The organism is Streptomyces sp. NPDC047042 (assembly GCF_040644035.1).
Taxonomy (GTDB): Bacteria; Actinomycetota; Actinomycetes; order Streptomycetales; family Streptomycetaceae; genus Streptomyces.
In genome coordinates, this window is record NZ_JBEYVP010000025.1 from 69995 (window position 1) to 89917 (window position 19923).

Here is a 19923-nt window from a genome sequence, read left to right on the forward strand (position 1 = left end):
GGGCCGGGTCGATCACCGTCTTGGCTCGCCGTCGAACCGCTCCGCGCGGAGCATGGAGAAGATCACCTGATCGTGCCACTTGCCGCCGCGCCACTGCGCGGAGCACAGCACGCCCTCCCTGACGAAACCTGCCTTCTCCAACGCACGCTGCTCAGCGAGGTTGGCGCAGTCCGTCCAGGCTTGAAGCCGTTCGGCCCTGGTGTGATCGAAGAGGTACTCGGCCAGCAGTCGCTGTGCCTGGGCCATGGACGCCCGCCGGGTCGCCGACGAACACCGCGCCCGGACCGGTCGATCTGCACCCGGTGGCCGGGCACGGAGTCTGCCGGGTGATGATGACAGTTCCTTTCGGCTGTTTCGGCAGTCGGGAGAGGCGGCCCCGGGGCGGCTGGATGCTTGGCGGCTTGTTGCCGCCCCGGCGGCCGGTCAGCGCAGATGGCCACCGAAGCCGCCGTGTGGGGCGACCGACCGAGACCAGGCGGCCGAACCTGACGAGGCGCCAGTTGCGGCGAACCGCGCAACGAAACCACGCTCGTGCCCCCGCCACAGCGCCCCCGCGTGCGCGTTCCACCTTCCCAACGGTGCAGGTCAAAGACGTTTGTGTCACCGCAAGAGGCCGGATCGTGGTGGCGGCGGCATGCGGGCCAGCGCTGCCAGATGCGTGGGCGTTTGTACGGCCCGCTGATCCCGCACCAGGCCACCGGTCAGCGGCGGACGCGGCCGTGAGAGGAGGAGAACCCGCCATGGCTGCACCGCATGGGGCGGCCTATGGCCTGCAGTGCCTCCGGCGGGGGATCGGCCGGCACCGGGGTGGAGGGGGCGCCGTTCCCGGCTGCGGATCCGTTGTGGTGTGCGTGGAGTGCTCCCGTCCCGTCCGCCGTCGACCCAGGCAGAGCCGAGCAGACGCGGCCCAGGGCGTCAAGGTCGTTCGTACAGTCGCGCGCTCCACCTTGACGCCCTGAACCACGCCCGCTCCACGGTGTGTGGGTCGACGGCGGACGGGACGGGAGCTGGGGTGAGTGGTGGTGTGGGGGCAAGTTACCTCAGGCACCCGCACGGCATGTCAGAAGCAGCCCCGAGGAACTAGACAGAGCCCGCGAAAGGCGTGGTCAGTGAGTCTTTGTCAGTAACGGATCATGGCGTTGTGTGATCGTTCAGATGGTGCGGTCGTACTCAAGATGGAGCAGGACGAGGGCTGCGGCGGCGATCTTCGTGATACGGCTGGGGTCGAGGCTGACCCGGCGCAGTGCCTTGAAGGTGGTCTTGAGCAGGGAGTTGGCGCGCTCGCAGACGCCGTGGATGCCACGGATGACCTTGTTGTAGGTCTGCTGGGCCTCCGTCAGTTCGCCTCCGGCGGGCTTCTTGACGGGGTGGCGGAAGCCGTCGCCGACGTTCTCGTAACCGAGGTCGACCAGGATCGGCATGCTCATCTCAGCGGCGACTCGGTTGAGGGCGTCGACCAGGCCGTGGTGGCGGGCACAGGTGGTGTCGTGCTCACGGCCGGGCCGGACCGGTGAGACCCAGATCGGCCAGCCGTCCGGGGTGGCGATGACCTGCACGTTCCCACCATGGTGCTTGTGTTTTCCGGACCACCACAGGTCGGCGCCGTTGGGGCCGGGGGCTGCGACGCGGTCGGTGCGGATGACGGTGCCGTCGAGGTTCAGGTGCGTCAGCCCGGCCGCCTTCGCCCGCTCCAGCGCGGTCGTGAGGTCCGGTGCCCCGGCAGCCAGAACGGTCGGCCCCTCGTGGAGATAGCGGTAGGCGGTGGAGACCGACAGGCCGTTGTCGCAGGCGAGTTGGGCCAGCCGGGTGCCGTCGAGGAACCAGCGCAGCACGAGCACCGCCTGCTTGAAGCAGCCCAGCGCGCGTCGTCCCTTGCGGGTCCTGGCCGCGATCCGGTGGTCGCGCAGGAGGCCGGCCAGGTGCTCGGCGGTGGACCGCTTCACATCGAGCACAGCGGTGTATGTGACACTGGTCGGCACGTGAGGCCCCTCGGGTCAGAACAATCTGTCGCAAGATCGTTCCTACCAGGGGCCTTACGCCTGCCCCGACTTGGGACCACGCGGGCCGCAGCGCAAGCATCGCGATCACAGCGCGCGACGAGCGCTTACCGGGAAAGGCTCAGTGCGCTCTGGTCAGAGGAGCCCGCGTACGCGCTCCTTCAACTCTAAGCGGGATTGCAGTAGTCGGGGGATTCACTACCGCCGCGAACCCTCCTCGACATGCCCCCGCCGGGTAGGCCACCGGAGCCCAGCTAGCCGCTGGTCAGAGCGCGCAACGCCAAGCGCCCGGCACAGTCATACTGGCCGACATGCTGGTGCATATACCACCGATAACGATTTTCGATGGTCTTCACGAACACCCCTCATCCTTAAGTCGCAGGGTGACATGCTCCTCACCATGAGTGCGAGCAACAGGGGGACTGGCAGGCTTCATGCAGTCGAGGCGGTCGGAGCGAACGGCTTGCACCGCCGCGCGACACCTGCAGGGCACTACGGATCGCCTTGGTCCCCAGACCGGACACCGGCGTACGACAAGGCCTGCAAAGGAACGGACGACGGGCGCCATCGCTGGTCTCGCGTACGGCGAACCTTGGCCGCAGCCATGATCAGTTCGGATGGCAGCACGCGTGGCACACAGCTCTCATGATCATGGAGGGCGATGCGCTCACAGCTGGCTCTCCGCTGTGCGTCACTACAGGTGACATGACGACGCCAGCGCCTAGCCGCAGCTCGGCTCACGCCTTCGCCCTCTGTCAGTTATCCCCAGTCGACGTCTCGTTCCCGCAATTGACTAGCTCGAGCGACGAGAGCCTGAGTCTGGGTTGGCTAATCGGCAAGCTCTAGGGCTCAAACGCGAGCGCGAACCCCCCACCATGACTGATGCAGTGGAAGACCTGAGGAGGTACCAAGCCCACGAGAGTGAAAATGCCACTACCTGACTGATTGATTCCTTTCCGCTCTGCTCATTAACCTCGACCGTCCCCCCGCCGCACCCCAGCAGAGGAACGCAACATTATGCCCAATATTTTTGACAACATTAACAATGACGACCGTCTCGGCCCAGCACTGCGTGATTCTCTCAGGGACTTCCATAGTGTTGATGTGGCCACTGGCTATCTCGACCTCCGCGGCTGGGCCACCTTCGCCGACATTCTCGATACAAAACCAAATCCCGCGCCCGGAGACCGGGCCACAGCGCGCATCCTTGTCGGCATGGTCGCGCCATCAGATTCGGCGCAACTGCTGGAACTGCTGCAGGAGCAAATCCAGCCCCCAGAGTACGGTGCCGACATTCATGACCGAGAACGCGCAATCGCTCGGCGTGACCAGCTCGTCCGGCACCTGCGTACCCAACTCATGCGCGGACTTGCGACCTCCGAGGGCCAGCGCACTCTGCAAACCCTCAAACGGCAGCTGAGTCAGGGGACCGTAGCAATGAAGGTCTTCACCGAAAAACCCTTGCACGGCAAGACCTACATCTTCCACTCCCCCAATAAGAAGCACGCCGGCCGCTGGGGCTACGTCGGTTCGTCGAACCTCACTGGGGCAGGGCTCTACCACAATCTCGAACTCAATATCGATGTCCAAGACTCCGATGCCACCAACAAGCTCGCCATTTGGTTCGATGAGCGGTGGGACGACCCGTTCTCACTCACCATTACCGACGAGATTATCGCCCTAATTAGCGACTCATGGGCCGATGAACAGCAGCCCACCCCTTTCGAGGTGTATCTGAAAGTCTGCCACTCCCTCGCACAGGACGCTCGGGATGGGATGGGATACGTCCTGCCGAAGTCGATGAACACTCTACTGTTGGACTACCAGGAGAGTGCCGTGCGCACCCTTTCACGACGCATCGTCCGACGCGGCGGCACGATGCTGGGTGATGTCGTCGGCCTTGGAAAAACCTTGACGGCGGTGGCTACCGCGCTCATGCTGCAAGCTGCCGAAGACTATTCCACCCTGGTCCTCTGCCCTAAGAACCTGGCGCCTATGTGGATTGAGCACTTGGCGGCCTATGACATCAACGGCCGAGTCGTTCCTTACTCAATGGTCGACAAGATCCTACCAGAACTCAAACGCTTTAACCTCGTCATTTGCGACGAGTCGCACAACCTGCGTAATAACAGCACCGTGGCCTACGATGCGATCCACCAGTACATCCGTGCTAATGGATCGAAGGTCCTTTTGCTGACGGCGACTCCGTATAACCTCGCGTTCACCGATGTTGCCAATCAGATCGGCCTATACATAGACGAGGATGAAGATCTGGGTATCGTTCCGACGGCAGCTCTTCGGGTGGATCCTGGGCTGAGTGCCAAGGTCGACGGCAAGATCAACACACTGGCAGCGTTCCGTCGCTCGGAGGAACCTGAGGACTGGAAGCGACTAATGAGCGACCACCTCGTACGCCGCACCCGATCCTTCATTAAGCGGACGGCTGAGACTGAACTATTCACACGACCAGATGGCAGTCAGGTCGAACGTGAATACCTAACCTTCTCCAACGGCGCAAAGTTCTTCTTCCCCACTCGAATTGCTAAGCCCCTAAGCCACACATTTAGCGATGACGATCCAGCCAAGCTCATGGAGGACGACGCAACTCTCGACACTATTCGTGACCTGATTCTGCCACGATACCGGTTGGCTGACTACGACAACCCCCGAGCAGCACACACCGCAGTAGACACTCGAAACCTCGATGACATCCGCTCCGGACGAGGCAACGTCAGCGGATTCGTTCGAATCGGTCTATTCAAGCGACTGTCCTCATCGGGGCATTCATTTATCCTCTCGCTGCAACGGCAACGAGCGCGTAATGAGCTATTCCTGTACGCCATCGAAAATCGGCTACCCATCCCACTCGGGTCTTTCAGCGACAAGCAATTCGCGATCAGCGACGAGGACGTAGAAGGCGACGCCGACCTGCACGGAACCATCGCCACCCGCTATCAAGCACTGATTGCGTCTCTTTCCGGCAAAACGAAGTGGGTCAACAGTACTGTCTTCAAGTCCTCTCTGCGCAGAGACCTGGTACGTGACAACGAGGCCATCACGATGCTGCTGGACCGATTCGGCAGTTGGGACTCAACACGCGACTCAAAAATCAATGTTCTCGTCGACCTACTGCGTAACCAGCATCCCAACGAGAAGGTCCTGATCTTCACCGAGTACGTCGACACTGCCACGTACATCGCTAGCGCACTCGAGGAGGCAGGCATTGAGCACGTAGGCCTTGCCTCCGGCGGCACTGACGACCCGGCCTCCCTCGCCCGTCGGTTCTCTCCAGAATCGAACAGACTCCCGGGACAAGACCAGCCCGACCAAAAACCCCTCGCCGACCCCATCGATGTTCTCGTCGCCACTGACGTGTTGTCAGAGGGGCAGAACCTGCAAGACTCGCACATCGTCATCAACTACGACCTGCCATGGGCGATCATTCGGATCATCCAACGTGCCGGCCGCGTAGACCGAGTCGGGCAGAAGTCTGACACGGTGTACGTCTACCTGATTACCCACGAAAAAGTCGAGCAGCAGATCCGCCTACGGCAACGCATCAAAACCCGGCTAGGCGCCGCGGCCGAAGCGTTCGGCTCCGACGAACAGTTTTTCGGCGGCGAACAAGAGATCAAAGCACTGGACGACTTCTACAACGGTCGCATTCCAGACGAGGCCGACGAAGCAGAAGGCGAGGCGGACGCCGTCAGCGAAGCCTGGCTGGTGTGGTCCAACGCCCAGCGTGAACACCCCGAAATTTGCGCCCGAGTCTTGGCCATGCAGGACATGGTGCACAGCACACGTAATCATTATCTTCATGAGGACCACGGCAGCGTCACATGCTACGTGGCGACGGCCTCAGGCGTCGACGCCTTCGCTACCTCCATCGACACCGCCCATGGGGTGATCGAGCAACTGATCACACCTCTGGAGGCACTGCGCATATTTCGGGCCGATACCAACATCCTCACAGCGCCCCTGCGCGACGACCACTTCGCCAAGGAAAAGTCCCTCGTTCAAGGCCCGCTCAAAACGGAGACTATCGCCGCAGGAAACCTTAGAGGGGTCCGCAAATGGGCGTGGCAGCGCCTCGGCGGCACGCTCTATGGTGAGCAGGCGGCAGAGGGCCTTAGCGCGCTACACGAGCGACCGCTAACCGAGCACGCCACGATGCGCCTCAGCCAAGCCAGACGCAATCGCTACGGGCTCGAAGACCTTGCGGACCTAATCGCGCAACTACACGCCGAGGACAGGCTCGTGATTAAGTCCACAGACGCCGACACGATCAAGATCGTCTGCTCGCTAGGAGTCCAGAAAGCATGACTGATTCCCTAATCGCCCGCGCCGAGCAGCACAACTACCAGAAGCTGTTCATCCACGACCTGAATTGGTCCCGGCCAGACCATCCTCCGATCGCCTACGAGGAGGACGGGCACGTCCTCACCGCAACAAACGTCTCCTCTTACAAAGGACTGCGCGTTTGGGTATGCGACCAGAAACCGGGCTCCAAGCTGGAGGCTGCCCTCGACCACCTCATCGCCGGGACCTCCACGGACCGGCTTGTCATCTTCTATGACGGCTCAGAACAGGTCTGGCGCTGGCCCGTTCGTCGGGCCACTGGAGCGTCCACCGCAACCCGGTTGAGCCGGCACCTGCACCGCACTGGCGACCGCAACCCCCAGTTCGCCGCGAAGCTTGAGGCAATTCGCCTACCCTTGGACGCCGCACTTGACCCGAACGCAGTTCTTGCAAAAGTCCGATCTGCGTTCGATGTGGAAGCTCATAACGAGACCAAGCACGCCTCCAAGCTCATGGCACGCATGTATACCGCCATGGAGCAGGCGTACCCGGCTGGGTACGACCGGAAATCGCGAGATCACGAGATCTCCGTCACCCTCGCACGGCTCCTATTCCTAATGTTCGGTGATGATACCGAAATGTGGCCACAAAACCTGTTTCGCGACTATATTCACCAACACACCTCCCCGGACGGCTCCGATATTGGCACACGCCTATCCGACCTTTTCGCGTACCTTGACACTCCTCCAGTAGAAAGGGAAAAGGCGCAAGCAGAGTTCATGGGATTCCGATATGTCAACGGTGGGATCTTCCGTGAACGACTTACCCTGCCTACCATAAACGCAGAATTCCGAACAGTTATTCTTGAAGCGTGCGAACGCGACTGGGCGGCAATTAGTCCTGCAATTTTTGGCTCCATGTTCCAATCCGTTCGGGACGCAAAGACGCGACGCGAACTTGGTGAGCACTACACTTCCGAGGAGAACATTCTTAAGACTCTCAATCCTCTTTTTCTCGACGAACTACGCGCAGAGTTCGAGCACATCAAAACTCTTGGAAAGTACGAGGCAGACAGACTTCGTAAGCTCAGGGATAAGCTCGGGAAGATCCGCTACATGGATCCTGCCTGCGGCTGTGGGAACTTCATAATTGTCGCCTATCGTGAACTGCGCGACCTTGAATTGGCCATTATGGAACGCCTCCAAGAGATCACCAGAGACGATCCTATGCTGCTAGCCAACCTCGGCCTTCGAGTTACCCTCGACCACTTCTACGGCATCGAGATTGACGAATGGCCGGCCCGCATCGCTGAGACCGCGATGTTCCTCATTGACCGGCAATGTGACCTCAAACTTACCGAGCGACTTGGCTGGGCTCCGGACCGTCTTCCTATCCAGGAGCACGCCACCATCCGCAGCGGTGTCAGCGCCCTAAGGCTTGACTGGGCTGCCGTGTGCCCTCCGAGCGAACATGTCGTTGTAGCCGGTAACCCCCCGTTCCTTGGGGATCACACGCGTACCCCGGAGCAATTGGCCGAGCTACGAGTCGTGTGGGGTGGGAACAAGACTCTCAGCCGGATGGACTACGTCACCGGTTGGCACGCCAAAGCGCTCCAGTACTTTGCTCACCACGACGGGGTATGGGCCTTCGTCACCACCAACTCCATCACGCAGGGCGACCAAGTACATCGGCTCTTCTCCGAAATCTTCAACGCCCGTTGGCTCATCAAGTTCGCCCACCGGACGTTCGCTTGGACGTCCGAGGCGGTTGGGGCCGCCGCAGTACACTGTGTGATCATCGGCTTTGCCCGGCAACTCGCGCAAAAACCACGTTTGTTCGACTACGCCTCTCTGCGGGCCGCACCGGAGGAACGAACCGTATCCGCTATCAATGCGTATCTTGTTGACGGTCCAAACGTCCTAGTAGACAAGCGGACAAGCCCGATTTCCGTGAATCTTCCCGAAGTCGCCAAAGGGTCTATGCCAACCGATGGCGGGAATCTTGTGGTCACTCCAGAAGTGTACGAAACCGTTGCGGCAGATCCTATTGCCGCACGGTTCTTGCGACCCTACGTTGGGTCTAAGGAGCTAATCGGAGGGAGAAAGAGGTGGTGTCTCTGGCTCGTGAATGCCACGCCCTCTGACTTGGCTCGCAGCCCCGAGCTACGTCGGCGGATCGCCGCTGTTCGAGAAACACGCCAGGCAAGCACCGCTGCGACGACACGCAGCTATCAGCACGATCACCTTTTTCGACAGTTCGGCATCACACCAGACACTCATTTCGTCTGCATTCCCGAAGTTTCTAGCGAGAATCGCGATTACCTGCCGGTTGGGTACCTCGACGCCGGAACGATTATTAGCAACAAGGTGTACGGCGCCGTCGATCCAAGCGGTCTCGTCTTCGCCGTTGCGTCCTCGCGCATGTTCCTGGCCTGGATGTTGACCGTTGGCGGGCGCCTTAAGTCCGATCCATCGTTCTCTAGTACCATCACCTGGAACAATTTTCCGCTACCTGCACTTGACGCCGCCTCTAAAGGGAGGATCGTTGCAGCAGGTCGTGAAATTATCGAAGCGCGAAAAATCGAACCTTCGTGGTCACTGGAAGACCACTACAGACCTAGCCGCATGCACCACAAGGTTCGACGTGCGCACGAAGAATTGGATTCGCTCATCGACCGGGTCTTCGGAATCCGAAGCAAAAACCCGCACCTGCTGGAGCGGCAGGAAGCCCTCTTTGCAAACTACCTAATGCTGACCGCCCCGCTTACCTCTGCGGCCGGGAGGAGGCGCCGTGGCCGGCTGAGCTAGTCGCCGCAAGAGGCCAGTGCTCTTCCAAGCGGGCGGCTCGACGCTCGCGCCGCTTGGCGGTGAGCTATGGACCATCTGTGGACTGCGCCAAGTTCTCCTAAGTGGGACGAGCCCATGACCAGCAGGAATGCCGGAAAGCCACTCGGCCTCCGGAGCCGTGTGCGCAGGTCGAATCCCGCCGCGGCACCCTGCCCGAAGACCCCGCCATCAACGGTTTCGCTGAGAACGGGGTCTTCGCGTATGTGCAGGCAGATGCCGCCCGAAGCAGCCGTGTGTCGAGGTCCCTGGGCAAGTCGCGGATGGGGAGGTTGGAGCCTTCGCCCGGGTCAGCCCAGAAAGGGCGAGGACCCTGGATGGGTTCAGGGGTTACGCCGCGGAAGGGCGTCGCACTAGTCGGCGGTGACGCCCCAGTAGCCGATCTGCGCGGGCCGGCCGTCGCGGTAGAGGATTGTGCAGTTGCCCTGAGCACGATCGGGGAAGGTTAGGTGCCCGGAGTCGAGGGCCTCGTCCCACTCTTCGAAGGTGGGCCGGCCGTGAGGAGCCCACGCACGCACCTCCCGATCGGTCAGTGGCCGCATGAACGGACCGCTGTGAACGTCGGTGGCCTCAACCATGAGAGGGAAGTCCAGCACCGTGCACGTACCACCGGTGTAGATGTACTCGTGCCACTCCGGGTCACGCCACAACTCCTCTATGGACCGCCCCTCAAAGCCGTGGTTCTCCTTCGTCAGCTCCTCCGCCTGAGCCTGCCGGAACGCGGCCGCCAGGTCAGCCTGATGCGGGCCCGTGTGACTCCATGCGTTGCCACCCATCCTTGTCCCCTCCCCATCCGAACTGTTCGATCAGAGGCGCAGCGTAAGGGACGTCACCGACAGCGCGCGGTAGCTGATCACTCAAAACGCAAGCCGCGCAGCTCGTTCGCCATGTGCTCCTGTTATCGCGCCAGCGCTAAACGCTGAGACGGAGAACAGCGTCGTCGGCGAGCGTGCCGTCCCGTCGTGCACACCGGCGTGACGCAGCAAGAGAGGGGCCCGGATTCTGTCCAAGCCCCTCTCCCAGCTCGGGTTGCACGGGAGGCGGCCTCAGCGCCCGCCTTGCCGACCGTCCTCCTCAATTGCGGTGAGGTTCGCTCCCCTCCAGGAGGTGACTGCGGCTGGCGGCTACGCGGAGCACGTCACGCAGGGCTCCGGTCAGTTCCCTCGCCAGGAGTTGCAAGGCCTCCGGGTCCGCTGGCTCGTCGCTGAGGGTTTCCGCCGCCTGCTTCAACAGTTCGGTCGCCGTGTCGAGTTGCTCCGCTTCGATGTTGTCCGCCAGGCGGGACATGTAGCCGCCCCTGTCGTCGGTGCTCAGGTAGCAGGGCTTACCCTCCGGCCCCGACCACGGGAGGAGCCGCAGCTCGTTCTGTGCCGTCATCCTTGCGTCTGCCTCTCATCGATCACGTGGTGGGTGGTGAAGACCGCGTCAACGCGATCCCCTGGGAACACCAGAAGCGCGGCCTCGACGACGCGCCCGGCCGTGTCGGCGGCGACGCGTGTGATCGCGAGAACCGCCAAGGTGGGGTTAATCCGGAGGGTGGACGCCTCATCCGGTGTCGGGAGGCGAGCGGAGACCGTCTCCCGGATCTCCGACGACAGAGGGCTCAGCACAGCGAAGCTCGTTTCTGTCCGCAGGTATGAAAGGCCGTCGCCGAAGGGCTCGGTGCGCTCCAGGTCGCGGGGGACGTAGATGCGGGCCAGGCTGTGCGGGGACTCTCCCTGGTAGCTGATGCTGAGGAACTCGGTCAGCGGGCTACCGTTCGGAACTCGCAACAGGGCTGCCAGATGCCCATGCGCCTCGATCGCAGTTGCGCGGTCCGTGACGCGCAGAGCCGTTTCAGCGGCTGTCCACGGGTCCAGTGTCCCCCAGCCGCCGACATACATGATCTTGCGGAGGCGGTGGCGGACGAAGTTGCCCTTGCCGTGGATCTTCTCGATGAGGCCTTCCCCTTGAAGCACCGCGAGCGCGCTCCGCAGCGTCGCCGTGCTGACTTTGTACTGGCCGGCCAGTCCGACTTCCGACGGAAGGCGTTCGCCGGGCTTGATGTGACCGGTCGTGATCTGACACCTGAGGTCGTCGGCGATGTCGTGATGGCGAGAGGGCACGGTCTGTGTCACCGCCTTCTCAGCATCCGCACGGCGAGGAGCCGGGTCCGTGTGTGCATGGTCAGCAACTCGCCTGACTCGAAGAGCAGTTGCTTGGCGCCTTGGGGCAGCTGGAAGAGGTTGCTCACCCGGCAGGCACGGCCACCGACTTGGATGATGTCGCCGCGCTGCACAGTGGTCGAGGTGATCTCGACGGGCTGAGCAAGCAGCGCGCCGCTGGGTGCCCATTGCCTCACTGCTGCACCTCCGCAGGCGTGGACTGGTTGGACGTCGCGTGGCACGGGCAGTCGCACACCTCGTAAATCACCGGCAGGTCGACCGGCGCCGCCGTCGGGGAGGACTCCGCGCAGGTGGGGTGAGTGCCGATCCGGCATGCGACCGATCGGTAGGGGGCGGACGGGGCGTCCGTGATGTGAGGCTGTCGACGAGGAGGCATCAGCGGACTCCCGCGAGGGCTGACCAGGCTTCGGCCGGCAGATGGGGCGCCATGACCATCGAACGCTGCGGCCGTTCGCGCTTCTCCCAGGCCAGCACATACGGGCGGACAAGCGCGTTGTCTTCACCCGCGAGTGATCCCACGAGGTCCGCCGGGTCTGGGCCCCGCCTCCGGACGGCCGTCGGCCCCTCCGCGTGCGCAGGGGATACGTAGGCCAGCGACGGCCTGGTGGACCTTAAGGGCCGGCGATGCCTGCCCTTGGGGAAGTGCCGCTCTCTGGTGAGCGAGACGGCACGGCGGATACGGTTGAGCACGCTGCTCAGCTCCTATCGCTGGTGGCTCGGTCCCCCGACATCGCCCGTCGTGGGGACCACTTTGCGTACGACCGCCCAGAGGGTGCGGTCGTTGAGGCTGGTGGCGAGAAGGCCGAAACGATCGGCGTCGGCCACTACTTCGAGGGCCTCCCGCCATAACTCGGCGTCGAGCGATTCCGGGACCTCTACTTCGACCGTCGTGTGTAAGTCGTGCTCCTCCATGCGCACGGGGAGCCCGAGGGCGGACAGTCGGGCGGCGAGGGCCGCCGCGCTAACTCCCGAAGCGGGCACAGGGCAGCCTCCGTCACCAGCAATCACTTTCAGTGAAGCTAGTTAACTAGACTAGAGCTAGTGGACTAGATTTTCTACATGCCTGAGCAACCGCCCTATCTCCGCATCGCCGACGAACTCCGGCGGCGGATCGCGGAGCACGTATGGGAACCGGGAGACCGCCTGCCCTCCCGCGCCCAGATCGGCCAGGAGTGCGGCGTGGGCGAGAACGTGGTCCGGCGGGCGCAGGAGTTGCTGATCTCCCAGGGAGTGCTGGAGGGACGTGCCGGATCAGGCACGTACGTCGCCGAGCCTCGGCAGCGAGTGCGGGTGGTCCGCTCCTCGGCGCGCGAGCAGCCCAACGGGTCGCCCTTCCGCGCGGACATGAAGGCTGTCGGCAGGCAAGGGGATTGGGAGAGCCGGACCGACGCCAAGGTGCCGCCACCGGCGGAGATCGCGGCACGGCTGGGCATCGCCGAGGGCGACCTGTGCGTCCGGACGACGTACGAGTTCCTGGCGGACGGCAGGCCTGTGCAGCTGTCGACAAGTTGGGAGCCGTACGACCTCACGGCCGGCACTCTCGTCGTGCTGCCCGAGGGAGGGCCGCACGCCGGGTCGGGCGTCGTGAACCGCATGGCCGCGATCGGCATCACCGTCAGCCACGCCGTGGAGCAGCCGGAGCCGAGGCAGGCGACCGCCGAAGAGGCTTCCCTACTCGGCATCCAGAAGGCCGCGCTCGTCACGCACATCCGGCGGACGTACTACAGCGACGAGGGACGGCCCGTCGAGACGGCGGACATCGTCGTGCCCGCCGCTCACTGCGAGATCGTCTACGAGATCCCCATCAACCGTTAGCGGGACAGCTCCACGTCAAGGTCGTAGGCCCTCGGCTCGTATCGTGACCTCATGCGAAACGAGAGGCACGATGAGCGGCTGTCGGACGAGGAGTTGGAGCTGTTCCTCCAGTACCTCCACAGGTTCGCGAATCATGACCTCGATCTCTTCGCCCTCCTGCAGGTGGGAGATCCTGAGCATCCCGCCTACGTGTCCTTGAGCAGGACGCCAGAAGCGGGTGTCGACCCCTCGGCCTACCGGCGACCATGAGCCGGGATCCGGGCTCTGTCGAATGTGTGTCGACGGCGGGTGACGAGCTGCCAGCGGAAGGGGTAGTCGCCCAGGTCAGTGACCGTCCCGGGTGAACACACCAAGCGCCTTCTAAGCGCTTGGCCGCAGGTTCGAGTCCTGCCGGGGGCGCTCTGCACACACATCGCTTCGGCCCTCCTCCGGGAGGGCGTTTTTGCTGGTCGGGGGCGGGAGGCTGCGGGGCTCACAGCCCGGCGGGAGGTGGGCCGCGACGCATCTCCCGCATCCGCCCGCCCCGTGCGGTCAGCCGGCCGGGAACATCGCGTACAACTTCTCGACGACCTCCGCCGGAGCGGAGTCCGGGGACCCCGAGTCGTAAGGCGGCTGTGGTGCGTACTCGATGAGGAGTTGGAGCGCCTGCGCCGTGTCGTCGCCCGCGATCAGGCCGGCCAGGGTCAGGGCCATGTCGATGCCCGCCGAGACGCCCGCCGCGGTGGCGTAGTGGCCGTCGATGACGACCCGCTCGTTCGTCGGCGTCACACCGAACTCGGCGAGGTGCTCCAGCGCGCCCCAGTGGGTCGTCGCCCGACGTCCTTCGAGGACTCCGGCGGCGGCAAGGATCAGGGTTCCCGTGCAGACGGAAGTCGTCCAGGCACAGGTCCGGTCGACCGCTCGCAGCCATTCGTGCAGTGTTCCGTCGGACATCTGCTCCGTCTGGCCCGGGCCTCCGCCGATGATCACGACATCCGGGTTCGGCACGTCGGCGAGACGTGCGACGACGTTGATCGACAGGCTGCCCAGGTCGTTTCGGACGAGGCCCGGATGCTCGGCGACGAAGACGACCTCGGTGTCCGGGAGACGGCCCAGGACCTCGTACGGTCCGATGACGTCCAGCGAAGTGAACCCGGGGTAGAGAACGACCGCGACCTGCATGGAAAAGCTCCTTCGATTGCTTTGCTGCGGCTGACCGCCGTCGGCAGGGGGGAGATCGGGGGATGTTCAGGAGGCGGGGGCGCGCTCCGCATCGCCCGCCGTGGTCGTCGGGCGATGGCCGGCGGAGGCGACCGTGATGCGTGGTCGGCCTGTGATCGGGTGGGTGTCGAGTACCGCCCGCACCCCGAATACGTCGTGCACGAGTTCGGGCGTCAGTACCTCGGTCGGTTCCCCCACCGCCACGAGCCTGCCCTCCGCCATGACCGCGACGCGGTCGCAGTAGGAGACGGCGTGGTCGAGATCGTGCAGGGCCGTGAGGGTCGTCATGCCCAACTGGCTCAGCAGGTCGAGGACTTCGAACTGTGCGCGCACGTCGAGGTGGTTCGTCGGCTCGTCGAGTATCAGCAACCCGGCCTCCTGCGCGAGTGCGCGGGCGAGCAGAACACGCTGTTGTTCGCCGCCGGAGAGCGTCGCGAACGATCGCTGAGCCGCCCAGCGCATGTGTACGTCGTCGAGTGCCTGCTCAACTGTCCGGCGGTCCTGGTCGGTGTCGCGGTCGAGCATCCCCTTTCGAGGGGTTCGCCCCATGGCGACGATCTCCTCGACGGAGAACTCGGCCCCGAGCACGGTGTGCTGCGTCACGATCGCGCGACGGCGTGCCGCCTCCCGCGCGGACATGCTCCACACGTTGTCGCCGCCGATGAGTACCGCCCCGCCGGTCGGTCGAAGCACCCGGTACGCGCTGCGCAGGAGGGTGGATTTCCCGCTGCCGTTGGGCCCGACGAGTCCGACCATCTCACCCGGCGCGATGCTCAACGACACGTCGGAGACGATGCGGGCCGAGTCGATGTCGATACTGACGCCTTCGAAGTCCAGCCTCATCACGATCCCTCCCCTCGCCTGTTGCGTTGCAGCAGCCACAGCAGAACGGGCACGCCGATACCGGCGGTGAAGATGCCGGCCGGCAACTCGTTGGGCCGGGCGACCGTGCGGCTCGCGAGGTCGACGAGCACCAGGAAGGTCGCCCCCACGAGGATGGATGTCGGCAGCACGCGCCGGTGTTCGGCGCCCACGACGAGGCGCGCGATGTGAGGGATCATCAGTCCGACGAATCCGAGGCCGCCCGCGACCACGACCACGGTGGCGGTCATCAGCGACGTCACCACGAGCAGGTGACGCCGAAACCGGTGTACGTCGATTCCGAGCCCGACCGCCGCGTCATCGCCGATCATCAGCGCGTTGAGGGCGCGCCCCTGGGCGAACATCCAGCCGACACCCAGCGCGAGTGCGACGGCCGGTATGCCCAGGTCGGACCAAGCCGCGCCCGCGAGGCTGCCCATGAGCCAGAACATGATGCCCGCGAGCTGGTTCGGGTTCGTCTGCAACTGCACGAAGCTCGTGGCGGCAACCGCGAGATACCCCACCGCGACACCGGAGAGGATCAACCGTGTGTCGGCGAGCCGGCCGCCTCGCTGGGCGAGCAGAAACACCGCGGCCATGGTGAGCATCGCCGCGGCGAAGGCACCGCCGGTCACCCCCAGTCCGTCAAGCGCCGCGGAGCCGATCGCCAGAACGAGGACCGCTCCGAGAGACGCGCCAGGAGTTGTCCCCAGCATGTAGGGATCCGCGAGCGGATTACGGACCAGCGCCTGCAGACCGACACCTACGACGCTCAAGCTCGCACCGACGACCGCGGCCACGAGAACCCGAGGCAGACGGAGTTCCCAGACGATCTGGTTCTTCAGCGGATCCAGACCGCCGGTGTCGCCCGTGAGGTGGCGCAGGATCACATGCCATACGTCCCCTGCGGGCACGGTGACCGTTCCCATGGAGATCCCGGCGGTGACAGCCGCCACGAGCACCACGGTGAGCGTCACGTACAGGAGACCTGTCGCGCGGCCCGACACCAGGTAGGGACCGCGCGTGGACCCGCCGGGCCTACTGAGGGTGCGCCGCATCGGCGATCGCCTCCACCGCGTACGCGTTCGTCGGGCCGATGAAAGCCCCGTCGGAGATGCTCGTGTAGGTCTTGGTCTTCGACGCCTTCCACTGCGGGTACTGCTCGAACAACTGGTCGGCGAGTTGCTTCACCTTGCCCTTTTCGGACGGGTCGGCCAGTCCGATCACGAGCACGTCGACGTCGGCGGACGCCAGGGCCTCGGCGCTCAGGTTCGAGGTCAGCTCCGGATTCGGCTTGTCACTGGGGAAGGCGTTCTCGCCGCCTGCCGACTCGATGATGTCGTCGTAGACACCGCCGGAGAACACGGCAGGCAGATTGCTGGTGCTCATCATCGCCATACCGGGATACACCAGCAGCACCCTTTTACGGTCCTTGCCCTCGACGCGGTCCCGTACGGCCGAGATCCGTTTCCTGAGCTCGGCGACGAGGTCCGACGCCTTCTGCTGTTTGTCGAAAATGACCCCGGTCTGTGTGATGAATTCGTAGGTCGATTCGATCGACTGCTGGTCGTAGACGGCCTGGTCCGCCGCTGACGGGTTCGTCGCCCCGTAGGCACAGTCGACCGGGTTGACATACGACTTTATCCCGACGTCCGCCAACTGCTCCCGCGTGGCGAACCCGCTCTTGGCGTTGAAACTCCCGCTCCATGTCGACACCACGAGGTCAGGCTTGAGATCGAATACCTTCTCGGCGGGAACATCGAAATTCTTGTTCCACTCGGCGCCTCCGGTCGCCAGCCTCGCGACCTCTGCGACCATCTTCGGATCATCGGAGATGGTGACGCGTTGCGCATTCGCAAGAATGTGACTCTGAAGACCGAGAAGGACGTACGTCTCGACCTCTCCGACAGACGCGCCGTTCATGATCAGCACACGCCTGGGCGGCCCGTCGAACGTCACCTTCTGGCCGCAGTTGTCGATCGTCAACGGGTACGAGGTCCTGGTGGGTGCGGCACCCTTTTCCGCGGCTGCCGCGCCGCCCGAATCGGATCCGGACCCGGCACCGGAGCCGCAGCCCGCGACTTGCAGGCTCAGCGCGGCCACGAGCAGCACGACAGCACGCCGCTTCACGTCCGGTCGCACGGACCCGAGTAATAGCAAGGGCATCTCTATATCCACCTTCCAACAATCAGAGGCCGGCCCGGTCGAGGCCCAGCGGGCCGCGCGTTTCGCGATCGGAAAGGGGTGGCAGAAACGAAGTGAGAATCGACACGAGCGCCACTCGAGATCCTTGACGCGATACTCCATACCGATTGGCGAGCGGCACGATTTCGCATTACGGCGTAAAGCCTATGAGCGTCCAGCCATGACGTCCATGTCATGCAGACCAATAAATCTGCCATCCCGCAGACCGGGAAGCGGGAAGCGGGAAGCGGGAAGCGGGAACGTGCGAGCCTGCGGGATGGCTGTGCCGGTATACGCCGACGTCGTCTATCGAAGGGCAGGAGCGAGGGCCGGTGACTTCGTGAATGTACGGCGGTACTCCGTGGGCGAGACGTCGAGTTCACGCACGAACGCGAGACGCATCGCCTCGGACGTCCCGTATCCGCATTGGCGCGCGATACGGACCACGCCGTCGCCGGTGTCTGTCAGCATGCGCTGCGCGGCCTCCAGGCGGATGAGGTCCACGTAGCGGCCCGGGGTCGTCCCGACCTGCTCGGCGAACACACGGGCGAACTGGCGGGGGGACAAGCCGGCGCGCTCCGCCAAAGCGGGAACCGACAGGTCGGCTGCCAGGTTGGCAGCGGCCCAGTACTGGACCTCACGAAGCGGATCCGAGCGGGCGATCTGCGCCGAGAGCTGCACGCTGAACTGGGCCTGATTGCCGGGACGACGCACGTAGAGCACCAGAAGCCGGGCGATCTCGTGTGCCACCGCGCGCCCGAAGTCTTCCTCGACCAGCGCGATGGCAAGGTCGATCCCGGCCGTCACTCCCGCCGACGTGGAGATCGGGCCGTCCCGGACGAAGATCGGGACCGGATCGATCCGTATCCGGGGATATCTGCTCGCGAGGTAGTCGCAGGAAGCCCAGTGGGTCGTTGCCCGGCGGCCGTCGAGCAGTCCGGCCTCGGCCAGGAGGTACGCCCCGGTGCACACCGACACCACGCGTTTCACGCGCGGAGCACGCTCGCGCAGCCATGCCACGAGTCGGCTGTCGACGTCTCCCACGCCCGGCCCGCCGGGTACGAGAAGGAGCTCGGGATCCTCGACATCGGCCAGATCGAGATCGGGAACCAGCCTAAGACCACCGGCGGCTCGTACGGTCTCGCCGCCGAGGGATGCCGTGCGAACGACGTAAGGAGGCGTGCTCTCGCTTCCGGTGAAGCGCGCCGCCGCCGTGAACACGTCCACGGGCCCCGCCAGGTCAAGGGGCTGCACGCCGTCGAACAGCACGACCAGGACCGTCTGGGTTCTCACCTCGGCGACACCGGTACCGGCATCCTCGGAACAGCTCATCACACCACTGGGACGGCCACCTTTCATCTCACGCCGCCTGGACGCTCTCGAGGGCGCGGACGAGGTGCTCGGCCGCGTGGGGGTCGCCGTTTCGGGCGGCCGACGCCCAGGCGGTGGCGGCGGCGTCCGCCGTGGCGCGATCCGCGTGGCGGGGAAGGCGGGGAACGGGTGGGGCAGAGGTGATCACGTGGTGTCCTTCGCGGGTCGTCCGGATCCGACGTCCCATAACGGGGCACGGCTCTCCGGCAGAGGGGTTGGGGCCGTACGGATAGGCGGATGGGTACGGCGATGCCCGGGGCCCGTCGCGCTCGTCGGCCCACGCCGGGAGACGTGCGGCCCAGGAAGGGAACGCACGGGAACACGGCATGGCGAAGGGCGGGTGGGCCCCCGGTGGATCCGGCTGCCTCAGATGACAGCGGCGCCTGTGGGCGGTCCCCGCGAAGTGACGGAGTAACAGAGAAGGAAGCGGGCCAGTGACGAGCGGTGCGCGTCGCCCCGGTGCCTGGGGACGGAGGGGCCACGGGCCGCGACAGGCAACGCCAGCAGCATCCGCAGCGGCGCGACCAGCCGGGCCGCCGCGGCCCGCAGGACACGGAAGACGGCGCGCTCGCCGTACGCGAGCCACAGCCCGCACAGGACGGCGGCCAGCAGGTGGGCGGCGAGCATGCCGAACGAGGCGTTGCCACCCATGTCGGCCATACCGTGCGTGTGTACCGTGCCGCCGCCCCAGCCGTGCGACATGTGCGTCATGCCGCTCATGTCCATGGCGGCCGAGGAACCCATGTCCATGCCGCCCATACCGCCCATGGCGGCCGCTGTGGCACCGGAGGCGGGCGCTGTCCCGAGCACCACGGTGTGGCCCAGGGAGAACATCTCGTGGAGCACCGTCTGGGCCGCGACGACGACCGTGACGATCAACGCGGGCCCACGCTCACGACCGGCCAGGAACCAGCCCACCCCGCCAACTGCCATGGCACCGGCGGCCATCATCCACCAGCGGACGGGAGTGCCGGACATGGTGACGTGACCGAGAGCGGCCAGCAACACACAGACGACGGCGAACACACCGGCCCGCAGCGCGCGGCACCACCCTCCGACTGTCATAGCGCGCCCATCCTCGCACCCGGCGTCCGATCGTCGTCAGGAGGTACGCGAAGGGACCGGGCCACCACCTCACCGAAGAGACGATGACTCATGTCACACGGTGGGCCAGGGAACTCGACGAGC

Annotated in this window: 18 protein-coding genes; 4 read left to right on the top strand and 14 right to left on the bottom strand. The window is 64.6% G+C overall.

Features of this window, described 5'->3' with window-relative positions; translation table 11 throughout:
* Positions 1-12: 12 nt before the first annotated feature.
* Positions 13-246, bottom strand: coding sequence for a GNAT family protein (locus ABZ855_RS28190; RefSeq protein ID WP_360811459.1), 234 nt, complete (start codon positions 244-246; stop codon positions 13-15).
* A gap of 905 nt (positions 247-1151) precedes the next feature.
* Positions 1152-1979, bottom strand: coding sequence for a transposase family protein (locus tag ABZ855_RS28195; RefSeq protein WP_360811461.1), 828 nt, complete (start codon positions 1977-1979; stop codon positions 1152-1154).
* 1035 nt (positions 1980-3014) lie between these two features.
* On the opposite strand from ABZ855_RS28195, the gene ABZ855_RS28200 reads away from it, so the two are divergent.
* Positions 3015-6320, top strand: a complete 3306-nt coding sequence (locus ABZ855_RS28200; protein ID WP_360811463.1) for a helicase-related protein — start codon at positions 3015-3017, stop codon at positions 6318-6320.
* Positions 6317-9103: a DNA methyltransferase gene (locus ABZ855_RS28205; protein WP_360811465.1), complete on the top strand. Its 2787-nt coding sequence runs from the start codon at positions 6317-6319 to the stop codon at positions 9101-9103. The genes ABZ855_RS28200 and ABZ855_RS28205 overlap by 4 nt, the downstream gene beginning before the upstream one ends.
* Positions 9104-9492: 389 nt before the next feature.
* On the opposite strand, the gene ABZ855_RS28210 is transcribed toward ABZ855_RS28205, so the two are convergent.
* From ABZ855_RS28210 to ABZ855_RS28230, 5 genes are all read right to left on the bottom strand, one after another.
* On the bottom strand, positions 9493-9915 hold the full coding sequence (locus ABZ855_RS28210; RefSeq protein ID WP_360811467.1) for a hypothetical protein: 423 nt from the start codon (positions 9913-9915) through the stop codon (positions 9493-9495).
* Between the two features lie 298 nt (positions 9916-10213).
* The gene (locus tag ABZ855_RS28215) at positions 10214-10516 is read right to left on the bottom strand and encodes a hypothetical protein (protein WP_360811469.1); all 303 of its coding nucleotides are present in this window, start codon (positions 10514-10516) and stop codon (positions 10214-10216) included.
* Positions 10513-11256, bottom strand: coding sequence for a GntR family transcriptional regulator (locus tag ABZ855_RS28220; protein ID WP_360811470.1), 744 nt, complete (start codon positions 11254-11256; stop codon positions 10513-10515). The genes ABZ855_RS28215 and ABZ855_RS28220 overlap by 4 nt, the downstream gene beginning before the upstream one ends.
* Entirely contained in the window at positions 11253-11480 is a 228-nt protein-coding gene (locus tag ABZ855_RS28225) for a hypothetical protein (RefSeq protein WP_360811472.1), read from the bottom strand. The genes ABZ855_RS28220 and ABZ855_RS28225 overlap by 4 nt, the downstream gene beginning before the upstream one ends.
* Positions 11481-12006: 526 nt before the next feature.
* Positions 12007-12285: a hypothetical protein gene (locus ABZ855_RS28230; protein ID WP_360811474.1), complete on the bottom strand. Its 279-nt coding sequence runs from the start codon at positions 12283-12285 to the stop codon at positions 12007-12009.
* A 78-nt stretch (positions 12286-12363) separates the two neighbouring features.
* Here ABZ855_RS28230 and ABZ855_RS28235 point away from each other — a divergent pair, with 78 nt between their 5' ends.
* Together ABZ855_RS28235 and ABZ855_RS28240 are read left to right on the top strand one after the other, a co-directional pair.
* Entirely contained in the window at positions 12364-13119 is a 756-nt protein-coding gene (locus ABZ855_RS28235) for a GntR family transcriptional regulator (RefSeq protein ID WP_360811476.1), read from the top strand.
* Between the two features lie 51 nt (positions 13120-13170).
* The gene (locus ABZ855_RS28240) at positions 13171-13368 is read left to right on the top strand and encodes a hypothetical protein (protein ID WP_360811478.1); all 198 of its coding nucleotides are present in this window, start codon (positions 13171-13173) and stop codon (positions 13366-13368) included.
* 282 nt (positions 13369-13650) lie between these two features.
* Here the strand turns inward: ABZ855_RS28240 and ABZ855_RS28245 are convergent, their stop codons facing one another.
* The 7 genes from ABZ855_RS28245 to ABZ855_RS28275 form a co-directional block, all read right to left on the bottom strand.
* Positions 13651-14280: a DJ-1/PfpI family protein gene (locus ABZ855_RS28245; protein WP_360811480.1), complete on the bottom strand. Its 630-nt coding sequence runs from the start codon at positions 14278-14280 to the stop codon at positions 13651-13653.
* 66 nt (positions 14281-14346) lie between these two features.
* Entirely contained in the window at positions 14347-15162 is an 816-nt protein-coding gene (locus ABZ855_RS28250; RefSeq protein WP_360811482.1) for an ABC transporter ATP-binding protein, read from the bottom strand.
* Positions 15162-16238: an iron ABC transporter permease gene (locus ABZ855_RS28255; RefSeq protein ID WP_360811484.1), complete on the bottom strand. Its 1077-nt coding sequence runs from the start codon at positions 16236-16238 to the stop codon at positions 15162-15164. Before ABZ855_RS28255 ends, ABZ855_RS28250 begins: the two co-directional genes overlap by 1 nt.
* Positions 16219-17487, bottom strand: coding sequence for an ABC transporter substrate-binding protein (locus ABZ855_RS28260; protein WP_360811486.1), 1269 nt, complete (start codon positions 17485-17487; stop codon positions 16219-16221). Before ABZ855_RS28260 ends, ABZ855_RS28255 begins: the two co-directional genes overlap by 20 nt.
* Positions 17488-17670: 183 nt before the next feature.
* Complete coding sequence (locus tag ABZ855_RS28265; protein ID WP_360811488.1) at positions 17671-18696, bottom strand: GlxA family transcriptional regulator; 1026 nt, start codon at positions 18694-18696, stop codon at positions 17671-17673.
* Positions 18697-18724: 28 nt separating this feature from the next.
* Positions 18725-18883: a hypothetical protein gene (locus ABZ855_RS28270; protein ID WP_360811490.1), complete on the bottom strand. Its 159-nt coding sequence runs from the start codon at positions 18881-18883 to the stop codon at positions 18725-18727.
* A gap of 218 nt (positions 18884-19101) precedes the next feature.
* A complete protein-coding gene (locus ABZ855_RS28275) occupies positions 19102-19800 on the bottom strand; it encodes a hypothetical protein (RefSeq protein WP_360811492.1) in 699 nt (232 codons plus the stop codon).
* Positions 19801-19923: the final 123 nt, after the last annotated feature.